We start from the raw sequence: 19,936 nt of genomic DNA on the forward strand, positions 1-19,936 counted from the left end.
GCGAAGGCAGACTGGCGCATCGTCGAGACGGGTACCTGCGGCGTGTGGACAGACAGGGCTGGCCCTACGTATTGCATTTAAATGATGGGGTGATGCCTGGAAGGCCCGCATGCTGCGCCGCGCGGCTTGGCAAGACGGCCATCCCGGCGCCGCGCTACACACCCTGCGAGCCTTCCAGGCATCATGACGACGGCGATACTTATTCAGTGTTGCCTTAAAACGCCTTACTTGATCCCTGCCCCTTTCGCCGCGCTTCACGCTTCGATCGATGCCTTGCACGCTCCTGCAACAACAGCGGCATCAATTCCTCGATGTACTTCCTTGCATGCCCGCGCGTGGAAATGGCCATGAAGCGCCGATGCGCGGCATCATGGCCGACCAAGGCCCTATGCGCTTTCTTCAGTATGTGCAGGTAAGCCATCAGCGAGCTGCCGTCGCGCAGCGGTTGATCGTCGCGTGGATCGGGAGAAGGTATCGCGTTCATGCGCCTATCCTTTGCGGGCAATCGGTCCGGCAGGTATCGGTAAGCAGGGGCAGCAGGTCGTTGGCATGCCGGTCGCGGTCGGTCAGCGGTTTGATGTTGAACAGGCGCGCAAGCGTTGCAAGCACGGAGCTGTGATCGTAGAGCGTGTGATCGATGCCACCGCGCGCCACCCATGGCGACACCACGATGGCCGGCACGCGCACGCCGTAAACATCGAAGCTGAATCCGTTGGTGTTCAGGCTATCTGTAGCGCCATCATTCGGTGGCGTGGCACGGCCGGGTTTGACGGAATCGTAGAAACCGCCGTGCTCGTCATAAAGGATCACCAGCAGGCTGTTTTCCCACAGCGGCGAGTTGCGGATGGCGTTGTATACGCGCGCCGCAAGCTGGTCGCCGCCCGCAAGGCCATCCATGGGATGCTGCGAGCTGCCGCCTGCGTACGTGCCGTGCACGATGTCGCCGTAGCCCGGCTCGATAAAGGTGTAGCGCGCGGTGTAGCCTGACTTGAGGTCATTTTCGAAATGCGACAGGTCGTCGATATCGAAAAAGCTGACACCCTTGATCGATGCCACCTGCGGCACGCGCCCCAAGGCCGCGCCCAGTTCGTCCTGATACAGGCGGTAATGGTCCGCACCCAGTGCATCGAAAATCGAGCCGTTCGGGTAGGCGAAACCGTCGACCACTTCCCATTCGCTCATTTCGGCCGAAGTCGGCGAGTGATCCAGGCCGGCCGAGGATGCTCCGTGCAGAAAATAGCGATTCGGCCACGTCGGGCCGGGCAGCGAGGAATGCCATCCGTCGCACAGCACGAATTCGATCGCCAGTTGGTAGAGGTTCGGCGCCTGCGCGCGGGTATCGACGCCGCACATGATCGCGCCTATTTCGGCCGGTTTCGGCGGCGTGCCTTCGCTTTTGCTGCTGGCGTAATTGGATACGAAGCCGGAATTGTCGGCCGATGGATAGGCCTGGCCTTTCTGGTATGTCGTGCCGGCGCCACATAATTGTTCCAGCACGTCGGTGAACTCATGGCCCGGATCACGGGGCATCTGCGCGGGAGCCCCGCCGCAGAACGTATAGGTGGTTCCGTTGCATGCGTTGCTGCAGCTCGATGTCGCCGCGGTAATGCCGCTGATGCCCGACAGGGCGAACAGGTGATCGAACGAACGGTTCTCGAGCATCAGCACGAACACGTGCTGGATATTGAACTGGCCTGCGCTCATGGAAGCTTCCCCTCTTCAGCCGCGTAGGTGTGTCCCCACCCGAAAGCATACGCCTTGCCCGGCGCATTGAAACGCCGCTGGCCGCCTACAGATCGGCTGCACCCGCCGCCGGCCGTCGCCGGCGAGCCAACCCATCGAGGATCAAATCATGACGGCCCATACCGAAACCGCCATCCTGGCCGGCGGCTGCTTCTGGGGCATGCAGGATCTGCTGCGGCGTTATCCCGGCGTGCTGTCCACGCGCGTGGGCTATACCGGCGGCGACGTGCCCAACGCCACCTACCGCAACCATGGCACGCACGCCGAGGCGATCGAGATCGTGTTCGATCCAAGCCAGATCAGCTATCGCCAGATCCTGGAGTTTTTCTTCCAGATCCACGACCCCACCACCAGGAACCGCCAGGGCAACGACATCGGCACCAGTTACCGGTCGGCCATTTTCTATCGCGACGATGTACAGAAGCGGATCGCCGAGGACACCATCGCCGACGTCGATGCGTCCGGCCTGTGGCCCGGCAAGGTAGTCACTGAAGTTGCTCCCGCCGGCCCCTTCTGGGAGGCCGAGCCGGAACACCAGGATTATCTGGAGCATTATCCCGACGGCTACACATGCCATTTCATTCGGCCGGAATGGAAGTTGCCTAAACGTGCCTGATTGCGCGGGTAGCGCTGCGCACCTCGATCAATGAAATAACCGCAACTCGTCGTCCCGGCGAACGCCGGGACGACGAGTTGCGATTTCGCGAACCCTGCAGGTGCTTATTTCCCAGTATCGATTACACGAAATCGCACGCACGGTTACACCGCCCACCTTCACAACGCCATCACATACCCCTGTGGCCTGCTGAACGGCGCTTCGTTCGCCACGCGCTCAATCACTCTTTGAGAGCAGGTTGGAAGCTAGATTGCGTTCCACCAAAAACCCATCACTTATCTAGCAAGGGGAAACATCATGCACAAAATGACTCGTGCCGCGCTCGGCATGTTCCTGGGCCTCGGCCTGTCCGGAATGGTCGCTGCCGCGGAACCGCCGGCCACAGGATTGGGCCAGGCATGGCCCAACGCCACGGACGTAAGCGCAAGCCCGAACTGGCATGTGTACGTCTTCGTCTTGAACGGCATCAAGTATGTGCAGGTCAACGATCTCAACGGCAATGTCATCGGCGCCATCGGCACGGCGGGTGGGCAGTTCATTACCTTGCCGGTGGGACAATCGCATTATGTTTCCACGCCACAGCAGCGTGCGGCGCGTGCTTCGGCGGTTCGGACGATGACCCCTACGACGGTCTACAACGATGGTTCGACGGTGATTACGGCTACACCGCAGAGTAGCGGCACGACCGCGTTAAGCGTCGCAGCAGCCAGCACATGTTCAGACCCTCGCAACTGCGGTTCATTAAACTGAAAACACTAGCACTCAGCTTTCATCCCGGCGAAGCCTATCGCAACGCCGGGCACCGCAGGATCAAGCAGAAGAACGCTAACTTGATGTCCTGAATCTATTGATCGCGTTCGCATGCGCCCTTCGAATACAGCCGCCCTATCCTTTACTGCCCGCAAGCCAAGGCCGCTGGTTGCACGCGCCATACTTGGAACCAATTCTTCCCAGTCTATAAACGCAAGCTGAGCATGGCGCATCCGAAAACGGACAATAACAAGCACACCGATGCGCCCCTGTCTTTCCGCTACCCGAACATATGCGCGAACGTCGCTCACATTTTTTTTCGAGCAAGCGTCTGCAACCGTTTCCCATAAAACGCGATAGATAGTCATGCGCAACGCATGGGAAAGCTTGCTTATAGGGCCGCGCAAATCACAAACGTAGGTGAGACCCGCGTCATTGAGCATTTGCGACAACCCACCTTCGCGCAGCACGCCCGGAAGACCTTTTTCCCGTAAGGCAACGGGATAGAGACTCTCGGCCAGGCGGAGGATCTGATCTTGCGCAACCTGAGCGTGCCGCTGGTATCCGCGATCATCAATAGCTGGCTGGAGATGCCGAAGGCGTCCCATCATCATCATAAACCCAGCCTGGATGCCCTCCCTGACCTGTTCGAGAGCCTGGGATGTCATACGCATCTGCATTTCACCCAAATAGATGCTGCGTTGTGCCAGCGCCAGAGCAACACGAACGTCAACGCGCTCCTGTTCAACAGGTGTATTGATGGAGTCGATCCGTGCTCCCATCAACAACATGGTCGAAATGGCAAATGCCAAAATCGATTCCGCCTGCATAGTTGCCGGATCCCAAAAGCTTGGCATCAGCAACATCACTGCACAGCTTGCTGCCGCTCCGCCAATAGCCGCGCCTTGCCATCCATGCCTAAGCGCGAGCCAAACCACCGGAAGAAACATTGCAACCTGAGCCATTTGTCGCGCCGAGGCATGTGGTGGCGCGTTAAATCCAACCCAAAGCAAGAACGCAAGAACAGGAAGCCCAAGACAAATAGTTTCGAAAAAGAGGCGACTATTTTCGAGTTGCTCTTTCACTTCAGACCAACTGCCGACAATTAATTTCTGGTACCCGAACAACGCTAGCGGAGTAACAGTGAGAACACCTAGGAAGCCACCTATGCAGTAATGCAACGCCAGGTCGTAATAGTTCACTACATAATCGGCCGGAAGATTTTTTATGACTACAAACAAACTCAAGTCACGCAGCGTCAATGGTATTGATGAGAACAATGCGCATCCCAGCAATCTCACCATATTGATATGGTTGGCATTTCTAAGAACCGGAGGCCAATGCTTGCGTACCCAATAAACCACGGGCGCCACATAGGCGATAACAGGAATAGCGCAAGCAAGCCCCCACTCCACTCCCCAAACCGCCGAACATATATAACCCACTGAACCGTAGTACGCGAATTCACCGACAATCAGTGCCGGCCAGTAACGATAAGGAGCAAGCAGCAATACGGTGAGTCTCAGCCCTGCCGTAATCTGCCAATGGGCGTGCGAAAACTGCCGGAATATCACATATGAGACGCCATACCCCAAGGCAACGGCAACATGCCGAACCCACGCCCTCTCCCAAAGTCCCTTCCCCATCGATCACCCCTTATGATGATTTCTGACCGACGCCCCGAACGCCGGCGCGGACGTCCAAACGGCGCGATCATTGGGTGACCTGCGTGAAACCATGGTGAAACGGTACGTGCAGCCGGCTCGGCATGTCCGCGCCACTTCGCACCAGGTACGACCCACTGCAGCCCTTTTACGAGAAAGATCACGGGGATCGGTGCGCAACCCGAAGTGTTCCCTTATGAAGCCGCTAGCGCGCCGCTTGTCTCATAAGACCCATATCGGCGAAACGGACAAGGCCGATTGCGGCTAAAATCGCCGGGCGCCCGAACCCTCGCCGTCGCATGCCGCGCGACCGGGATGAGGCAGTTTCTGATTCATAACAACAAGGAAGCGCAGCCCATCGTGAGTGCATCCGAGCAACAGCCTCACCTGTCCTCCATCGAACCCGGCCTGATGGTGATCCACGGCAACCGTCAGGAAGACCTGCGCGATCTCCTCGCGGCCTGGCTGCAGCGCACGCCGCTGCGCCCGTTGGAAAACGAAGTGATGCTGGTGCAGAGCAACGGCATTGCGCAGTGGCTGAAGCTGGCGCTTGCCCGGCCGATCCAGGCTGGTGGGCTGGGCATCAGCGCGGCAGTGGAGATGCAGCTGCCCGGACGGTTCCTGTGGACGGCGTATCGCTCCGTGCTGGGCGAAGCGGCCGTGCCGGCCACGTCCCCGTTCGACAAATCGCGCCTGGTCTGGCGTCTGCTGCGCCTGTTGCCGCAACACCTGGATGAAGCTGCCTTCGGCTCCCTGCGCGGTTTGCTCGGCGACGCCGGCGACTGGCGACGGCTGCATCGACTCGCCATGCAGATAGCCGATCTGTTCGACCAGTACCAGGTGTTTCGCGCCGACTGGCTGGATGATTGGGAGCATCGCAACGACGTGCTGCGCGACAGCGTGCGCAAGCGTGTGGTGGAACTGCCGCCCGCGCAGCGCTGGCAACCGCGACTGTGGCGCTTGTTGCTGGACGATGTGCCACCGGCGCAGCGCGAGAGCCATCGCGCCGGCGTGCATCGGCGCTTCATGCAGCACATGCAGGCGCCGGATGCACGCGTCGAAACCTTGCCACGGCGCATCGTGGTGTTCGGCATTACCTCGCTGCCGCCGCAGGTGCTGGAAGCGCTTACCGCCGTGGCGCGTTGCAGCCAGGTATTGCTGCTGGTGACCAACCCGTGCCGGCACTATTGGGCGGACATCATCGAAGACCGCGAGCTGCTGTTGGCCGAACATCGCCGCCATGCGCTCAAGCCCGGCCTGCCGGCGGAACCGCGCTACGAAGATCTGCATTTGCATGCCAACCCGCTGCTTGCCGCATGGGGCAAACAGGGACGCGATTTCATCCGCCAGCTCGATGCGTTCGACCAGCCGGAACGCTACCGCGATCGCTTTATTTCCATCAAGCGCAGCATCGATCTGTTCCGCGATCTGGGTACCGATTCGTTGTTGCACCAGGTGCAACAGGCGGTGCTCGAGCTGGAACCTGCGCCTTCCGATCCCGGTTTGCGCAAGCCGCTGCCGGATGCGCGCTCGCTGCATTTTCACGTGGCGCACGGTCCGCAGCGCGAAGTGGAGCTGCTGCACGACCAACTGCTTGCCTTGTTCGAACAAGCCGCGCGCGAAGGTCGCCCGCTGTCGCCGCGCGACGTGATGGTGATGGTGCCGGACATCAGCGTCTATGCGCCGCACGTGCAGGCTGTGTTCGGCCGCATGGCCGCGGATGATCCGCGCTACCTGCCCTACAGCGTGGCCGATCAATCGGGCCGAGGCACCTCGCCCCTGCTGACCGCGCTGGAGCGACTGCTTCATCTGACCGAATCGCGCTTCACTGCCAGCGACGTGCTGGACCTGCTCGACGTGCCTTCGCTGCGCCGACGCTTCGGCATCGCCGAAGACGATCTGCCGACCTTGCGCCGCTGGATCGCCGAATCGGGCATTCGCTGGGGTCTGGATGGCAAGCACAAAGAAGCGTTCGGCCTGCCGCCCGACGAGCAGAACAGCTGGCGCTTCGGCTTGCGCCGCATGTTGCTCGGCTATGCGACGGGTGATGGCGCGTCGCTCGACGCCGTGGCGCCCTATGCGGAAATCGGCGGCCTGGATGCGGCGCTGCTCGGCCCGTTGAACCAGTTGCTGCAGACGCTGGAACACTACTGGCAACTGTTCGGCTCATCCGCCACACCTATGCAATGGAGCGAACGCCTGCGCCATCTGCTGCGCGACTGCTTCGATCCGCGCGGCGACGAAGACGATGCGTTGCGCATCGATCGCCTCGAAGACGCCCTGGACCACTGGATCGAAGCCTGCCAGGAAGCCGGCTTCACGCAAGCTGTCCCGCTTGCCGTTGTCAGCGAGGATTGGCTGCAGGCGATCGACCAGCCGCATCTTTCCCAGCGTTTCATGGGCGGCGCAGTGAATTTCGGCACACTGCTGCCGATGCGCGCCATTCCGTTCCGCGTGGTCTGCCTGCTGGGCATGAACGACGGCGATTATCCGCGCCGCATCTCGCCGCCCGATTTCGACCTGATGGCGCGCGCCGGCCAGCATCGTCCCGGCGACCGCTCGCGCCGCGAGGACGATCGCTACATGTTTCTGGAAGCGCTGCTTTCCGCACGCGACGTGCTGCATATCAGCTGGGTCGGACACAGCGTGCGCGACAACAGCGAGTTGCCGCCATCGGTATTGGTGGGCCAGTTGCGCGATTATCTTGCTGCAGGCTGGCGCTCGCCCGATGACACGATGAACGACGCCGGTTCGCGCGAATGTCTGCTGCAGGCCATCACCACCGTGCATCCGTTGCAGGCATTCAGTGCGCGCTATTTCGAGCGCGATGCCAGCTCACCGCTGTTTACTTACGCATCGGAATGGGCACATGCGCGCCGCGCAGCGCCATCCGTGGAAACCACGCCACTGCCGCCTTGGCAAGCGCAATCCACGCTGGACATCGGCACCTTGCAGCGCTTCCTGGCACGCCCTGCTACATGCTTCTACGCTGATCGGCTGAAAGTGCGTTTCGAGGCGATCGACGCCGGCCTCGACGATGACGAACCATTTTTCCTGGACGGACTGGAAAACCACGCCGCCACCGAAGCGCTGCTGCAGTGCGCGCTCAACGATGACCCGCACGCCGAGCAATCGCTGTTGGCTGCCGCGCAACGTTTGCGGCAGCAAGGTGTAGTGCCCGCCGGCGGATTTGGCGCATTGACGGTCGACGAAATCGGCGCGGATGTGCAGCACATCTTGCGCCGATGGCGGGCGTCCACCGCGCATTGGTGCGAACAGATACCGGCACAGGAACTGCGCCACGTGCATGGCGACCTCGCCGTGGAAGGCTGGCTCGACGATGCGCGCCGCAGCGATGACGGCAGCCTGGTGCGGCTGTTGCCCATGGCCGGTCAGCTCTGCCAAGGCAAGGCGCTTCGCTACGATCGGCTGCTGCAGCCGTGGGTGTTGCAATTACTGGCAAACGCCAATGGCATCGCCCTTGCCACGCGTTTCATGGCGCCGGACGCCACCGTCGTCTTGAACTCGCTGAGCCCGGATGAAGCGAGCACATGCTTGAATGCTGTACTCGACACCTGGCAACAAGGCATGCAGGCACCCTTGCCGATCGCGCGCCGCACCGCCTATGCCTGGCTGCTGGCGGAGCGCGAACAAAAAGAACCGTTCGACGCTGCGCAAAAATGCTACGAAGGCAGCGACGCACCGGCAGCGCCGCCGGGTGAGATGAACCGCGAACCGTGCCTGGCGCGCATCTGGCGCAGCTTCGCCCACTTGCACGCCGACGGCTTCGAGCATTGGCTGGCGCTTTATCGCCCGTTGCTCGATGCCGCCGTGCTGGAAGGTGATGCATGAGCGAGATGGCGCCGCTCGATCCGCTGCATCTGCCGCTGCAAGGCATCCGTTTGATCGAAGCCAGCGCTGGCACCGGCAAGACCTGGACGCTGGCGGCGCTGTATCTGCGCCTGGTGCTTGGTCACGGCGGCCAACCGGCGCAATGGCCGGCGCAGATTCTGGTGGTTACCTTCACGCGCGCCGCCACGGCGGAGTTGCGCGAGCGCATTCGCGAACGTCTCGCTACCGCAGCGGCGGTGTTTCGCGGCCAGCAGGAAGCCGATGCATTCCTGCAGCGCCTGATCGCCGAATACCCCGAAGGGGAAGCGCGTGCCGCCGCTGCGCGCCAGTTGGATCTGGCCGCGCAATGGATGGATGAAGCGGCCATCTACACCATCCACGGCTGGAGCCAGCGCATGCTGGCGCAGCACGCGTTCGAAGGCAGCGACACGGTGGATGAAGTGGCCGATGAAAACGCACGCCTGGCCGAAGCCGTGCGCGATTACTGGCGCCGCTTTTACGCACCGCTCGATCAAGCCGAAGCCGCCTGCATCGCCAGGCACTGGCGCAATCCGCAAACACTGCAGCGTGTGGTGCGGCCGTTGGTACGCCAACCCGTGCAGCAGATCCGTATACAAGGTCGCCCGTTGCAGCTGGTGGACGATCTTGCCGAAGCATTGCGCCAACACCAGGCACCGCGCCGGGCAGCCGAACAAGCTGCACGCAACTTGTGGCTGCCCGATGCGCAGGCACTGGATTCGTTACTGCGCACCGCCGTGCAAACCAAGGCGCTGAAGAACAATATCTACCAACCCAAAACCGTGGAACGCGAACTGCCTGCGTTGCAGGACTGGGCCTGCGGCGCCGAGCTCGACCAGGCCACGCTTGCCCGTTATACGCAGGCCAAGCTCGACAGCGCCGCGAGCAAGGGCAACACCGCGCCTGCGCATCCAGTGTTCGAGGCCATCCAGCACTTGCTCGACATATGGGAAGCCGAACCGCCGCTCGCGCCACTGCTGCTGGCGCATGCCGTTCCCTGGATCGCGGCGCGCGTCGATGCGATCCGCGAACGCCAGGCCAAGCCCGGCTTCGACGACATGCTGCGCCAGCTCGATGCGGCTCTGCACGGGCCGCATGGCGCAAGCTTGGCCGACAGCATCGCCGAACAGTATCCGCTGGCCCTGATCGATGAATTCCAGGATACCGATCCGCTGCAATGGCGCATTTTCCAGCGCATCTACGCCGATCGCGCGGACACGGGCTTGCTGCTGATCGGCGATCCGAAGCAGGCCATCTATGCGTTTCGTGGTGCGGACATCCATACGTATCTCGCCGCGCGCGATCGGGCGCAGGCGCCCACCTGGACGCTGACCACCAACTACCGTTCCACCTCGCCCCTGGTCGATGCGGTAAACCGTGTGTTTCGCCATGCCGATCGCTGGCCACTGGGTGCCTTTGCGTTCGGACATGGCATGCATGGCCTGCCGTTCCAGCCGATTGCCGCGGCAGGTACGCAGCGCCGCCTGATGTACGACCACCAGCCCGTCGCCGCCATGCATCTGGAGGTTTTCCCAAGCGACAAGCCGATGGCCATCGGCGCTTATATGGAAACGGCCGCAGCGCATGCGGCGGCGCATATCGTGGATCTGCTGGAGGCGGCGCAAAGCGTACGCTGCGGGTTTGCAGGCGAACATCAGGCCGATACCGCCCTGCGTCCGCGCGATATCGCCGTGCTGGTGCGCAATCGTCGCGAAGCCGCCTGCATCCGCAGCGCGCTTGGGCAACGCGGCGTCAGCAGTGTCTATCTGTCGGAAAGCGATTCCATCTACGCCACCGAAGAGGCGCCGGATATCCTGCTTTGGCTGCAAGCCTGCACCATGCCGGCCTCCGATCGCGCCATGCGCGCCGCCTTGGCGAGCACCACCATGCAGCGCAGCCTGGCCGAGCTCGATCGCCTCAACGAAGACGAAGCCTATTGGGAAGCATGCAGCGAACGCTTTCGCCAACTGCAAAGCGTATGGCAACGCCACGGCGTGCTGGCGATGCTGCACAACCTGCTGCATGCCTTCGACCTGCCCGCGCGGCTGTTGGCCAAGCCCAATGGCGAGCGTGTATTGACCAATCTCCAGCATCTGGCCGAACTGTTGCAGCACGCAGCGGCGAATCTGGACGGGGAATACGCGCTGATTCGTTATTTGTCGGCACAGATTACGCGCGCCGGCGAAGGTGAAGCAGAAACGGTCGAAGAGCACGTCGTGCGGCTGGAAACCGAAGCCGACCTGGTGAAAGTCATCACCGTGCACAAGTCCAAGGGATTGCAATATCCGGTGGTGATGCTGCCGTTCGTCAGCCGCTTCCAGGACGCGCCGCGCGGCAGCCTGCAGCCGTGGCATGACGATCGCGGCCAGGCATGGATCGACCTGCAACCCGATGACGACGCCAAGGCCCGCATGGCACGCGAGCGCCTGCAGGAAGATTTGCGCCTGCTTTACGTCGCCTTGACCCGTGCCGAACATGCATGCTGGCTGGGCGTGGCATGCGTCGCCGAGGGACAGAGCCGCAATGCAGGGCTGCATCGTTCCGCCTTCGGCTATGTGCTCGGCGGTGGTGCCGTCATCGAACCGGGGGATCTACTGCCGCGCATCGAAGCGCTGCGCGATGGCTGCAGCGACATCACGCTGCACCTGGCGACGGAACCGGCCGGTATGCACATCTATCGACCAAGGCAAGCACCGCCTAGCCATCGGCAGGCACGCGGTTACACGCTGTCGCCACCCGAAGCATGGTGGATCGCCAGCTACAGCGCACTTGCGCACGGCGATAGTGACGCGGCGCGACACACCGCACCCGAAACGGCCACGCAAGACATCCTGGCGGAAGTCGTGCGCGAATCGACCGAATGGACGGCGCCCTCCATCGACTATGGCATGCATGCGTTTCCACGCGGCGCCGAGGCCGGTACGTTTTTGCATGACATGCTGGAGTGGGTCGCCGAGACTGGCTTTGCCGCAGTCGCCAGCGATACCGCGGCGCTTGAACAACAGATCGCACGCCGCTGCCAGCGACGCGGCTGGCAAGCGTGGATCGCGCCGCTCAGCCAATGGTTGCCCGCACTGTTGCAGACGCCGCTGGCATTGCCCGACGGCGGCACGCTGGCGTTGGCGCAATTGACCGATCGCACGCGCTATCAGGCCGAACTGGAATTCTGGTTCGAAGCCCATCGCGTCGATACGCAGCAGCTCGATCAACTGGTCACACGCCACACGCTGGAAGGATTGCCGCGCCCGTTGCTGCCGGCACATCGCGTCAACGGCATGCTCAAGGGTTTTATCGACCTGATCGTCGAACACCAGGGCCGCTATTACGTGGTCGACTACAAATCCAACTGGCTGGGCGACAGCTCCGCCGCCTACACGCCCGCCGCCATGCGCGACGCTTCATTGCAGGCACGCTACGACCTGCAGTACGCCATCTATACGCTGGCCTTGCATCGCCTGTTGCGCGCGCGCCTGTCGGGCTACGACTATCAACACCATATGGGTGGCGTGTTGTATCTGTACCTGCGTGGTGTGGACCAGGCCGGGCATGGCATGCATACGGAGCGTTTGCCGTTGGCCTTGATCGATGCGATGGATCGCCTGTTCGCGCGGGAGGCGCGTGCGCATGTCGCATGAGGCCATGCTCGCAATGCTTGCCGACGCGGTGGCGCGGCGCGTGCTGCGTCCGCTGGACTTGGCGTTCGCGCAGTTCATCGCCGAATCCGATCCGGCGGCCGATGCCTCCTTGCCATGGTTGGCGGCGTTGGCAAGCCGGCAATTGGGCGATGGCCATCCCTGCCTGGATTTGCACGCGCTATCTCTGTTGGCGCAGGAGCAGGCTTGGCCAGATGCGTGGCTGGAACAGCTTTCCCGCGCGCCGACGCCGGTATCGCGCTTGGTCGCCAATGCGCAAGGCGAGCCGGAGCACGCGCCCTTGGTGCTGGATCGCCACCGGCTCTACTTGCGCCGTTACTGGAACTACGAATGCCGCATCGCCCAGGGCATTACGGCGCGGCTCGATGAAGCGATGCTGCCGGCCTCCGCGTTGCACGACGAACTGCAGCGCTTGTTCCCTGCCACCGCCGACGCCGTTCACTGGCCGCGCGTCGCCTGCGCGCTGGCGGCGCGCGGCGCCTTCAGCGTGATTACCGGCGGCCCCGGCACCGGCAAGACCACCACCGTGGTGCGCTTGCTCGGCTTGTTGCAGACCTTGCAACTGCGCCAACACGCCACGCCATTGCGCATTCGCCTGGCTGCGCCCACCGGCAAGGCCGCTGCGCGCTTGAATGCCTCGATTGCACGGCAAATCGCCTTGCTCGACGTGCAGGAACACGTGCGCGCCGCCATTCCGCTGGAAGTGGAAACCCTGCATCGCCTGCTGGGCGCGCGTCCCGACAGTCGCCGCTATGCGTACGATCGCCGGCGCCCCTTGCATGTGGACGTGCTGGTGATCGACGAAGCATCGATGATCGATCTGGAAATGATGGCCGCCGTGCTGGATGCGCTGCCACCGCATGCACGCCTGATCCTGATCGGCGACAAGGATCAGCTCGCTTCCGTGGAGGCCGGCGCGGTACTGGGCGAACTGGGCCGACACGCCGAACAGGGCGGCTACAGCCACGTCACCGCGGAATGGTTGCGCGCGGCAAGCGGCGATGACGTAACGGCGTTCGTGCACGACAATGCGCAGCCGCTCGATCAACATATCGCGATGCTGCGCAGCAGCCACCGCTTCGCCGCCGCCAGCGGCATTGGGCGGCTGGCGGCGGCGGTGAATCTCGGCGATGTCACGGCGGTGAATGCCTTGCTCGCTTCGCCATCTAACGATGTTGCCTGGATGCCGGCCGGCGTAAATGCCACTGCCGCCGCGTCATGGGCCATTGATGGCCAAGCCGATCGATTTGCGACTTCGCAGGCAGAGGATCGACCGCAAGGATTTCGCTACTACCTCGACCGGCTCCGGCAGCAACGCCCTCCCCTTGACGCCAACGATGCCCGGCATCGACGCTGGGCGCACGGCGTGCTGGAAGCATTCAACCGTTTTCAGGTGCTGAGCGCGGTACGCAAGGGCCCTGCAGGTGTCGAGCGCCTGAATCATGACATCGCCGCCGCCCTGCTCGCCGAAGGCCTGATCGAATCCGACCGCGGCTGGTACGAAGGCCGGCCGGTGATGATGACACGCAATGACTACAGCCTTGGCTTGATGAATGGCGACGTCGGCGTAACGCTGCGCATGCGTGGCAATGATGGCGAACATCGTTTGTATGTCGCTTTTCCGGTGGCGCGCGGTGTATCGCCGGGGCTGCCGCAGGACGACGATGCATCTGTACGCTTCGTATTACCCTCGCGGCTGGGCGACGTGGAAACTGTCTATGCCATGACGGTGCACAAGTCGCAGGGTTCGGAATTCGAACATACCGCCTTGGTATTGCCGGACGATGCGCCGGCGATTCTTACGCGGGAATTGCTCTACACGGGCATTACGCGTGCGCGCCGGTGGCTGAGTTTGATCGGTACGCAAGCTGCGATAGAGCAGGCGCTGGCGCAGCGGACGCGGCGGTATTCGGGGTTGGGCGAGCGACTGGTCACGTCGTTCGATGGCGGCGCCTAGGCTGGGACGCAATCCCGGCATTCCATGCATGGCGATGCTGGGATTTCATCCCAGCCTACATGTTCGCCTAACGTCATTCCGGCGAAGGCCGGAATCCATGCTGGCAGCTACGTAGAACTTCCATTGAATCGACAGCGTCCCGCAAAGGTATAAATGGATTCCGGCTTTCGCCGGAATGACGACCGGATGGTATGCGGCAACTCGATTACCAGCACTTCCCGTTCGCATTTGCAGCGGCATCCGCTCCATCCGGCAACTTTCGCCCCGCGTTATCGATCGACAAGCTTCCACACGCATCGCCCGCCTGACGACCACCGGGCATAGCCGTTGCGACGAACCCTTCGGCCGCGTTATCGGCCATATGCAAACCTATGTGGTAATACCCATGCGGCGACACAACCGGATTTGCAAAACCCAATTGGCCAAGATCCTCCGCATAACGGTTGTACGTGGCATGCCAACGCTCCTGCGCCTGCGCGATGGTCATCAGCATGTGGTGGGCATCCGTGCGATGCGAACGAAACGCATAGCGTGCATACGACTGTGTTGCGATCGCGGCCAGTATCGCAACAATGGCTACCACGATGACCAGTTCCAACAGCGTGAATCCACGCGGACGTTCCATCCTTTGCCTCCTTTCAATAGTCGGGCGTCAAGATCGACCAGGAGCGGCGGCGCCATAGCGGGCTGTCGAGGGAAAGCGGCAGGTCGAGCTCGCCTTTGCCGCCTTTCAGCTTCAAGCCCGGCAGTACCAGCTTGCCGCCACCGATTCGCGTAGCCATGGGCAAGGTACCGATAGTGGTCGAGGGATTTTCGATGCGCGCGCCGGCGTACGATGCGCCGCCGAAGGCCACGATGGTTCGCGCCGCTCCCGTCGCAGCGTCGATCGCCATGATTGCGCCGCCGGGTTCGTCGCCGTTTGGAATCAGCGTGTCAACCAGTAGCGCATTGGTGTCGAACAAAGCCGTGGGTGTGTTGATGACACGCTCGCCGGTTGCAGTGTCCAGGTCGATACGCCATCCGCCCGCCTTCATGGGTACGGCATGCGAGGTGAGCGTGCGCAAGGTCGCGTTGCCACCGGCCGCATCGCTGGCCGCCACTTCGTTCAAACTCTGCACGACAAGGCTGCCTCGCGTTACCGTGCCGCCTTTATCGCGAATGCCGTAGATCGACTGCAGCGTGGTATCGGCCTTGTCGCTGCTCGCCAGGTATTTGCCGGTGCCGAAAATGACGATAAAACGGTTGGTGGATGGATCGGGCATCAACCGCGGCATCACCGTGACCGGTTGCGTGCCTTGTTCCGCAGGCTGGTAGGCCAAGGTCACCTTCCATTCCGATGGTCTGGATGAGGACAGATCGAAGCGCCACAGGTTGCCGGCAAGATCGCCGGCGAAGGCGATGTCGTCGATTTGATCGTTATCGTAATCGCCCAGCACTGGCGTGGAGAGACCATAGGCTTGGATGCCGTCGATGGCGGGCGTCTTGAGTTCGGCGATCACCGCACCGGTTTGTGCATCCAGCACGAACAGCGCGGCATAGGCCGGTGGCGTGCCGGCAGCATCTTCGCAGCGAAGCGGTTTCTCCGGTTTGCTGCAATCGGCGAAATAGCCGTTCGGAACCAGCACTGCCCAGCGACCGTTCGCCAGGCGCGCAATGGCTGGCTGTCCGTAGGTATAGCCGAGATCGGCGGGCTGGTAGGCGCCGCCGGCATCCGAAGTGCCGGCCGGCGCGTCGGCGTCCAATTCCCATAGCACGGTGCGTTCGGGCGCTGTCTGGCTTGCGGAAGTGGGATCGGTGACGTCCAAGGCGTAAACACCGCGCCCGCCGAGTCGCAAACCGCCGACTAGCAAGGTATGCCACTGGGCGTGCCCACGTTCGCCGAAAAACACATCGCGGGTAATGGGCGTGGCATCGACCGTCGGCTGGAACTGAAAATCTTGCGCACGGGTGAGGTTGCCAAGGTTGCGATACGCAGCGCGCGGCACATAGGCCCAGGCTTCCTTGCCTGCATTCGGTCCATTGTCGTAGACCACGCAGCGTTGGTTATCGTCCTGCCGTTTGCAGACCGGTGTGGGTGCGTGGAAGGCATGCAACATACCGTCGTTGGCGGCGATGTAGAGAAACGGTTCCCGTCCAGCATGTTGGGCGACGAACGATGCGTAGCTCTGCGCACCCAATGCGGCTTCCGGCGCGCCTTTGGGCCACGCATCGAAATAATTGCCGGTGGGATAGCCGATATAGACCGCCTGCGCATGCACGATGGCGCCTAGCAGGCTGCTGCGTACGCGCAGGCTTCCATCGAGTTCGCCGGAGCGGCCTCCGCGCAGGTAATCGATGCGTGCTTCCAGCGTGTCGTTGGAATGCTCAGGCTCCGGCCACATCAGGTCTTGTTTCTGATCGGCGCCAAAAGATGCCGATGGCTCGAAGGCCGTGCCGGAAACCACACCTGTCGCGCCCTTGCTTGCGCTGAGTATCGTCCGGCTCGCGGGCGATCGACGCGTAAGCTGCGCACCGGCATCCCAGACCACGCCGTTACCCGTAGCATCGCTATTCAACGCCACGGCATGCAGTACGCCGGACCAGTCTGCGGAATCGTAGCCACCCTGAAACGCGACCGTTCCGCTTCCCAGCACGGAGCTATTCAGGCCGAGCACGGCGAGCGACGGCACGGCCAGCGTGCGATCCAGCGGTAACGGGCTGAGCTCCACGGTATTGGGAAGACTGGTCTGCGCAACAGTCACCACGCTTGTGCACAGCATGGTGATGCACACCAGCCATATCCTCACAGTTTCAAGGCATCGCAGGCGCATCGAACGTACTCTGCACAATGCTTACAGCGTTGGCGTTGCCTCCGGTGGCGCGCGCGGTGATGCGATAGACGTGAATGGCCACCTGCCCTTGCCCGCCGTTGTTGGGGCCGGTATTGCCGGACTCGTGCAAACCGCCTACGCCTGGCGGACGCTCCACGCCAAGGTCTTCAATGATGTAGCGAGGATTTTCCGCCAGCTTCGCGGTGGCCTGGCTCGGATGGCTGGTGTAACCCCTGCGTGCTGGCCCCATATATTCCACGCCGATATCGGATAGCCAGCCCGGCGCCGATCGGAATCTCGTCACGTCTCCTTTCGCTGTATACGGAGCGCCGTAGGAGCGATACACCACGCACCCGTCATCCGGCGAAATAGCGTTTTCCGTGCAATGCAAACGCGCAGCGGGCTGACTCGCGCGCATCCATAGCATGTATTCCGCGCCACGCAATGCCGTATCCGCGTTCATGCGCGATTGCTGCGCATTGCGCAGGCTGCCGGCCATGCGTTCCTGCAGCAGCGCGTGCTGCGAGGCGGCGATGGCAAGCATGCTGATAAGCAGCAGGAAGATCAGCGCCATCAGTAACGCGAAACCGCCTTGTACCCTCGCTGCATTTCCCGTCGTCGACGTGGCGGCCATGGGTCGTTTCTTTGCGCTACGGGTCATCTGTTCATCCTTGCTATCACATATCTACGGATGGGCGTTACGCACCGCTACCGCTGCCGTGAACTCCCGCCGCAACACGGGTAGCGGAAAACCTTGCTGTGCGGGCGTTATTTTTCGACCTGGGTCGCCGGGCGCGCGCGGCTCGAACATACCGTCGGCGGCATAGCTGTATGCCAATTCGCCGAGCTTCAACGAGTACAGCGGTATCTGGCCCGCCATCAGCAAATCCACCTCGATCAGGCTGACCGAGCGCCACAGGCATCCGCGATCGTTGCTGCCATGAATCGGTAGCGGCACCGCGGGGCAATCCGCACGTGTGCTGTTGTCGACCTGCTCGGCGGTGTAGTAGCGCACGCGGCCATCGGCCTGCTGCACGCCGTATCGGAAATCGAGCCGCTCGACGCCGCGTGCGATTTCCTGCGGGGCACCGTTGACGCGCCTTATCAGTGCGCCGGTGGTGTGCCCTGCGCCATCACCGTTATCGATCACTTTCAGAAAATAGGTGACCGTCTGTACGTCACGCCCCACACTGAACACCTTCGGCGCCGCCATATGCTGGAACACCTGCGGCTGCACGAAATTGCCGCCGGTGGATGTCGCCTCACCACTGCCGATATCGCTAGTGGTGAAGATCTGCGCGCTGGAGCAATCGGCCAGCATCATCAGCGGCGCATCATTCTTCACTTGCTTGAGGGTGGCCTCTTTCGGCTGCGGCCTGATGCGGATGCCGATCGAGCCATCCGCATGGCTTACCAATGTGCTGCCTTTTCCTGTCCCATCCTGAGCGATGATCCAACCGCCCATCGGATTTACGTAGCGCACCGTAAGCACCGACGCGCCGAGCACGCGGCGATCCTTCGCCTTGCCCATGATGGGAATATCGAAGCCATTGGGATTGCGCTTATTGCTGGGCTCGACCGGCGTGCAGGCGCTTGCCGTGCAATCATAGCCGCGCATGGTCAGGAACGAAGGCAAGGAATACGGCTCACTCGGCGCGGCGGGATAGGCTCCGCCCCACGGGGTGGTCACGTCGCTCAGCGCGCTCATCAGCGCATTCGGATCGCTGGCATAGACCGTGGGCGCGCGCAGCTCGTCCAGGTACGGTCCTGCATCGCTCGCGCGTGATGCCCCGCCCGTGCCGGTGCAGTACTGCGCGCCGGCCATCGACAGATCCTGCCTGATTTGCGTAATCGCGAAACGCCCCTCTTCCTGCAGCCGTGCCAGTTGCTCCTGCACGCGGCGGCCGTCCGCGGTGGAGACGAATACGGTCACGATGCTCGCCCCCACCAGCAGGCCGAGCGCCATGGCGATCATCAGCTCCACCAGGGATGCCCCCGCGCAACGCCTCATGGCTGGAATTCCCAGGCGAAGCTCTGCGGTAAGGCGTCCGCGTCGACAATCCGGCGCTCGCTCCAACGCACCACTATCGAGCAATTGCCGCCATAAGGCGGGCGCAGCGCGATCTGTTCGCGGCCCGGTACTTGCGACAAGCCGTCCGTCGTGCAGGCAATGCTGGCCTCGCCCTGCGGCAGAAAGGTCTTGAGCTGGCCGCTCCAGCGCTGCCGATCGTGTTGCGCCAGTTGCGACGGCGTGCAGCCGCCGCTGCAGTCCTGGGCGCTGGCATCCGGATAGTTGCCGTTGTAATCCCCGTTCCAAACGCCGATGGCGTTAGCCTGCATGCGCTCGGCCATGCTCTGCGCCAGAAACGTCACCTGGGTGCGCAAGTACGCCGCCTGGTTGGAGCGCGCCGCCACCACCATCAACCCCGCCGCACCAAGCAGGCCCACGCTGAAGACCAGCATGGCCACCAGCACTTCGATCAAAGTGACACCCCGGCAAGGCGGAAACGACATCGCCAACCATCCTTAGTAGAACCTGCCCGCACTGTGGCCGCGTCACCTTGCCCGCGTCAGTCGGCCCTCGCCCCATCCTGCGGTCCGAATCCCCCCAGCATGCCGACGCTTGCAGCCCGCACCGCACCTCCTTAAACTATGCGGCTTCGCCGGAATAGCTCAGTTGGTAGAGCGGCGCATTCGTAATGCGTAGGTCGTAGGTTCGATTCCTATTTCCGGCACCAGTGTCGATTGAAAAAAGCCCTGGAGGGTCAAGCCTTCCAGGGCTTTTTTTCGGACTTCTATGGACGCGCGCCGGAACGGGGGCGACGGTAATGGCGTGCTTGCGCCACGTTGTTGCATGCTTCGAGCATCGAAGT

13 protein-coding genes and 1 tRNA gene are annotated in these 19,936 nt (G+C 62.4%); 6 read left to right on the forward strand and 8 right to left on the reverse strand.

Annotated features, from left to right (window positions below; translation table 11 throughout):
• Positions 1-214: 214 nt before the first annotated feature.
• Both ACTHNE_RS00745 and ACTHNE_RS00750 read right to left on the reverse strand, forming a co-directional pair.
• The gene (locus ACTHNE_RS00745; RefSeq protein WP_324937989.1) at positions 215-484 is read right to left on the reverse strand and encodes a hypothetical protein; all 270 of its coding nucleotides are present in this window, start codon (positions 482-484) and stop codon (positions 215-217) included.
• Entirely contained in the window at positions 481-1,704 is a 1,224-nt protein-coding gene (locus tag ACTHNE_RS00750) for an alkaline phosphatase family protein (protein WP_324937991.1), read from the reverse strand. Before ACTHNE_RS00750 ends, ACTHNE_RS00745 begins: the two co-directional genes overlap by 4 nt.
• Before the next feature lie 148 nt (positions 1,705-1,852).
• On the opposite strand from ACTHNE_RS00750, the gene msrA reads away from it, so the two are divergent.
• Both msrA and ACTHNE_RS00760 read left to right on the forward strand, forming a co-directional pair.
• The gene (msrA, locus tag ACTHNE_RS00755; protein WP_440268315.1) at positions 1,853-2,359 is read left to right on the forward strand and encodes a peptide-methionine (S)-S-oxide reductase MsrA; all 507 of its coding nucleotides are present in this window, start codon (positions 1,853-1,855) and stop codon (positions 2,357-2,359) included.
• Positions 2,360-2,656: 297 nt separating this feature from the next.
• A complete protein-coding gene (locus tag ACTHNE_RS00760; protein WP_440268316.1) occupies positions 2,657-3,109 on the forward strand; it encodes a hypothetical protein in 453 nt (150 codons plus the stop codon).
• Between the two features lie 5 nt (positions 3,110-3,114).
• On the opposite strand, the gene ACTHNE_RS00765 is transcribed toward ACTHNE_RS00760, so the two are convergent.
• Positions 3,115-4,755 carry an MASE1 domain-containing protein gene (locus ACTHNE_RS00765; protein WP_440268317.1) on the reverse strand — a complete coding sequence of 547 codons (1,641 nt, stop codon included), beginning with the start codon at positions 4,753-4,755 and terminating at the stop codon, positions 3,115-3,117.
• A gap of 378 nt (positions 4,756-5,133) precedes the next feature.
• Between ACTHNE_RS00765 and recC the strand changes: the two genes are divergently transcribed.
• From recC to recD, 3 genes are read left to right on the forward strand one after another with little or no spacing between them, the layout of a single operon-like run.
• The gene (recC, locus tag ACTHNE_RS00770; RefSeq protein WP_440268318.1) at positions 5,134-8,625 is read left to right on the forward strand and encodes an exodeoxyribonuclease V subunit gamma; all 3,492 of its coding nucleotides are present in this window, start codon (positions 5,134-5,136) and stop codon (positions 8,623-8,625) included.
• On the forward strand, positions 8,622-12,278 hold the full coding sequence (gene recB / locus ACTHNE_RS00775; RefSeq protein ID WP_440268319.1) for an exodeoxyribonuclease V subunit beta: 3,657 nt from the start codon (positions 8,622-8,624) through the stop codon (positions 12,276-12,278). Before recC ends, recB begins: the two co-directional genes overlap by 4 nt.
• Positions 12,268-14,253 (forward strand): exodeoxyribonuclease V subunit alpha, encoded by a 1,986-nt coding sequence (gene recD / locus ACTHNE_RS00780; protein WP_440268320.1) that lies wholly within the window; start codon positions 12,268-12,270, stop codon positions 14,251-14,253. The genes recB and recD overlap by 11 nt, the downstream gene beginning before the upstream one ends.
• Positions 14,254-14,458: 205 nt before the next feature.
• On the opposite strand, the gene ACTHNE_RS00785 is transcribed toward recD, so the two are convergent.
• Genes ACTHNE_RS00785 through pilV form a run of 5 tightly spaced genes read right to left on the reverse strand, consistent with a single transcriptional unit; the run spans position 14,459 to position 19,577 of the window.
• Positions 14,459-14,878, reverse strand: a complete 420-nt coding sequence (locus tag ACTHNE_RS00785) for a type IV pilin protein (RefSeq protein WP_324940397.1) — start codon at positions 14,876-14,878, stop codon at positions 14,459-14,461.
• A gap of 13 nt (positions 14,879-14,891) precedes the next feature.
• The gene (locus ACTHNE_RS00790; protein ID WP_324940400.1) at positions 14,892-17,012 is read right to left on the reverse strand and encodes a pilus assembly protein; all 2,121 of its coding nucleotides are present in this window, start codon (positions 17,010-17,012) and stop codon (positions 14,892-14,894) included.
• Between the two features lie 31 nt (positions 17,013-17,043).
• The gene (locus tag ACTHNE_RS00795) at positions 17,044-17,724 is read right to left on the reverse strand and encodes a pilus assembly PilX family protein (RefSeq protein WP_324940403.1); all 681 of its coding nucleotides are present in this window, start codon (positions 17,722-17,724) and stop codon (positions 17,044-17,046) included.
• A 24-nt stretch (positions 17,725-17,748) separates the two neighbouring features.
• Positions 17,749-19,074 carry a PilW family protein gene (locus ACTHNE_RS00800; protein ID WP_324940406.1) on the reverse strand — a complete coding sequence of 442 codons (1,326 nt, stop codon included), beginning with the start codon at positions 19,072-19,074 and terminating at the stop codon, positions 17,749-17,751.
• Positions 19,071-19,577: a type IV pilus modification protein PilV gene (pilV, locus tag ACTHNE_RS00805; protein ID WP_440268321.1), complete on the reverse strand. Its 507-nt coding sequence runs from the start codon at positions 19,575-19,577 to the stop codon at positions 19,071-19,073. The genes ACTHNE_RS00800 and pilV overlap by 4 nt, the downstream gene beginning before the upstream one ends.
• A gap of 148 nt (positions 19,578-19,725) precedes the next feature.
• Here pilV and ACTHNE_RS00810 point away from each other — a divergent pair.
• A tRNA-Thr gene (locus tag ACTHNE_RS00810) sits at positions 19,726-19,801 on the forward strand.
• The last annotated feature ends 135 nt before the right edge of the window (positions 19,802-19,936 follow it).

Origin of the sequence: Dyella sp. (genome assembly GCF_051954575.1) — a bacterium.
Taxonomy (GTDB): domain Bacteria; phylum Pseudomonadota; class Gammaproteobacteria; order Xanthomonadales; family Rhodanobacteraceae; genus Dyella_B.

Excerpts from the sequence above, each read along its gene's own strand:
- ACTHNE_RS00760 (WP_440268316.1), top strand. The coding sequence starts at position 2,657 with ATGCACAAAATGACTCGTGCCGCGCTCGGCATGTTCCTGGGCCTCGGC.
- ACTHNE_RS00790 (WP_324940400.1), bottom strand. The coding sequence starts at position 17,012 with ATGCTGTGCACAAGCGTGGTGACTGTTGCGCAGACCAGTCTTCCCAAT.
- ACTHNE_RS00785 (WP_324940397.1), bottom strand. The coding sequence starts at position 14,878 with ATGGAACGTCCGCGTGGATTCACGCTGTTGGAACTGGTCATCGTGGTA.
- msrA (WP_440268315.1), top strand. The coding sequence starts at position 1,853 with ATGACGGCCCATACCGAAACCGCCATCCTGGCCGGCGGCTGCTTCTGG.
- ACTHNE_RS00750 (WP_324937991.1), bottom strand. The coding sequence starts at position 1,704 with ATGAGCGCAGGCCAGTTCAATATCCAGCACGTGTTCGTGCTGATGCTC.
- ACTHNE_RS00765 (WP_440268317.1), bottom strand. The coding sequence starts at position 4,755 with ATGGGGAAGGGACTTTGGGAGAGGGCGTGGGTTCGGCATGTTGCCGTT.
- pilV (WP_440268321.1), bottom strand. The coding sequence starts at position 19,577 with ATGTCGTTTCCGCCTTGCCGGGGTGTCACTTTGATCGAAGTGCTGGTG.
- ACTHNE_RS00745 (WP_324937989.1), bottom strand. The coding sequence starts at position 484 with ATGAACGCGATACCTTCTCCCGATCCACGCGACGATCAACCGCTGCGC.
- recD (WP_440268320.1), top strand. The coding sequence starts at position 12,268 with ATGTCGCATGAGGCCATGCTCGCAATGCTTGCCGACGCGGTGGCGCGG.
- recB (WP_440268319.1), top strand. The coding sequence starts at position 8,622 with ATGAGCGAGATGGCGCCGCTCGATCCGCTGCATCTGCCGCTGCAAGGC.
- ACTHNE_RS00795 (WP_324940403.1), bottom strand. The coding sequence starts at position 17,724 with ATGACCCGTAGCGCAAAGAAACGACCCATGGCCGCCACGTCGACGACG.
- ACTHNE_RS00800 (WP_324940406.1), bottom strand. The coding sequence starts at position 19,074 with ATGAGGCGTTGCGCGGGGGCATCCCTGGTGGAGCTGATGATCGCCATG.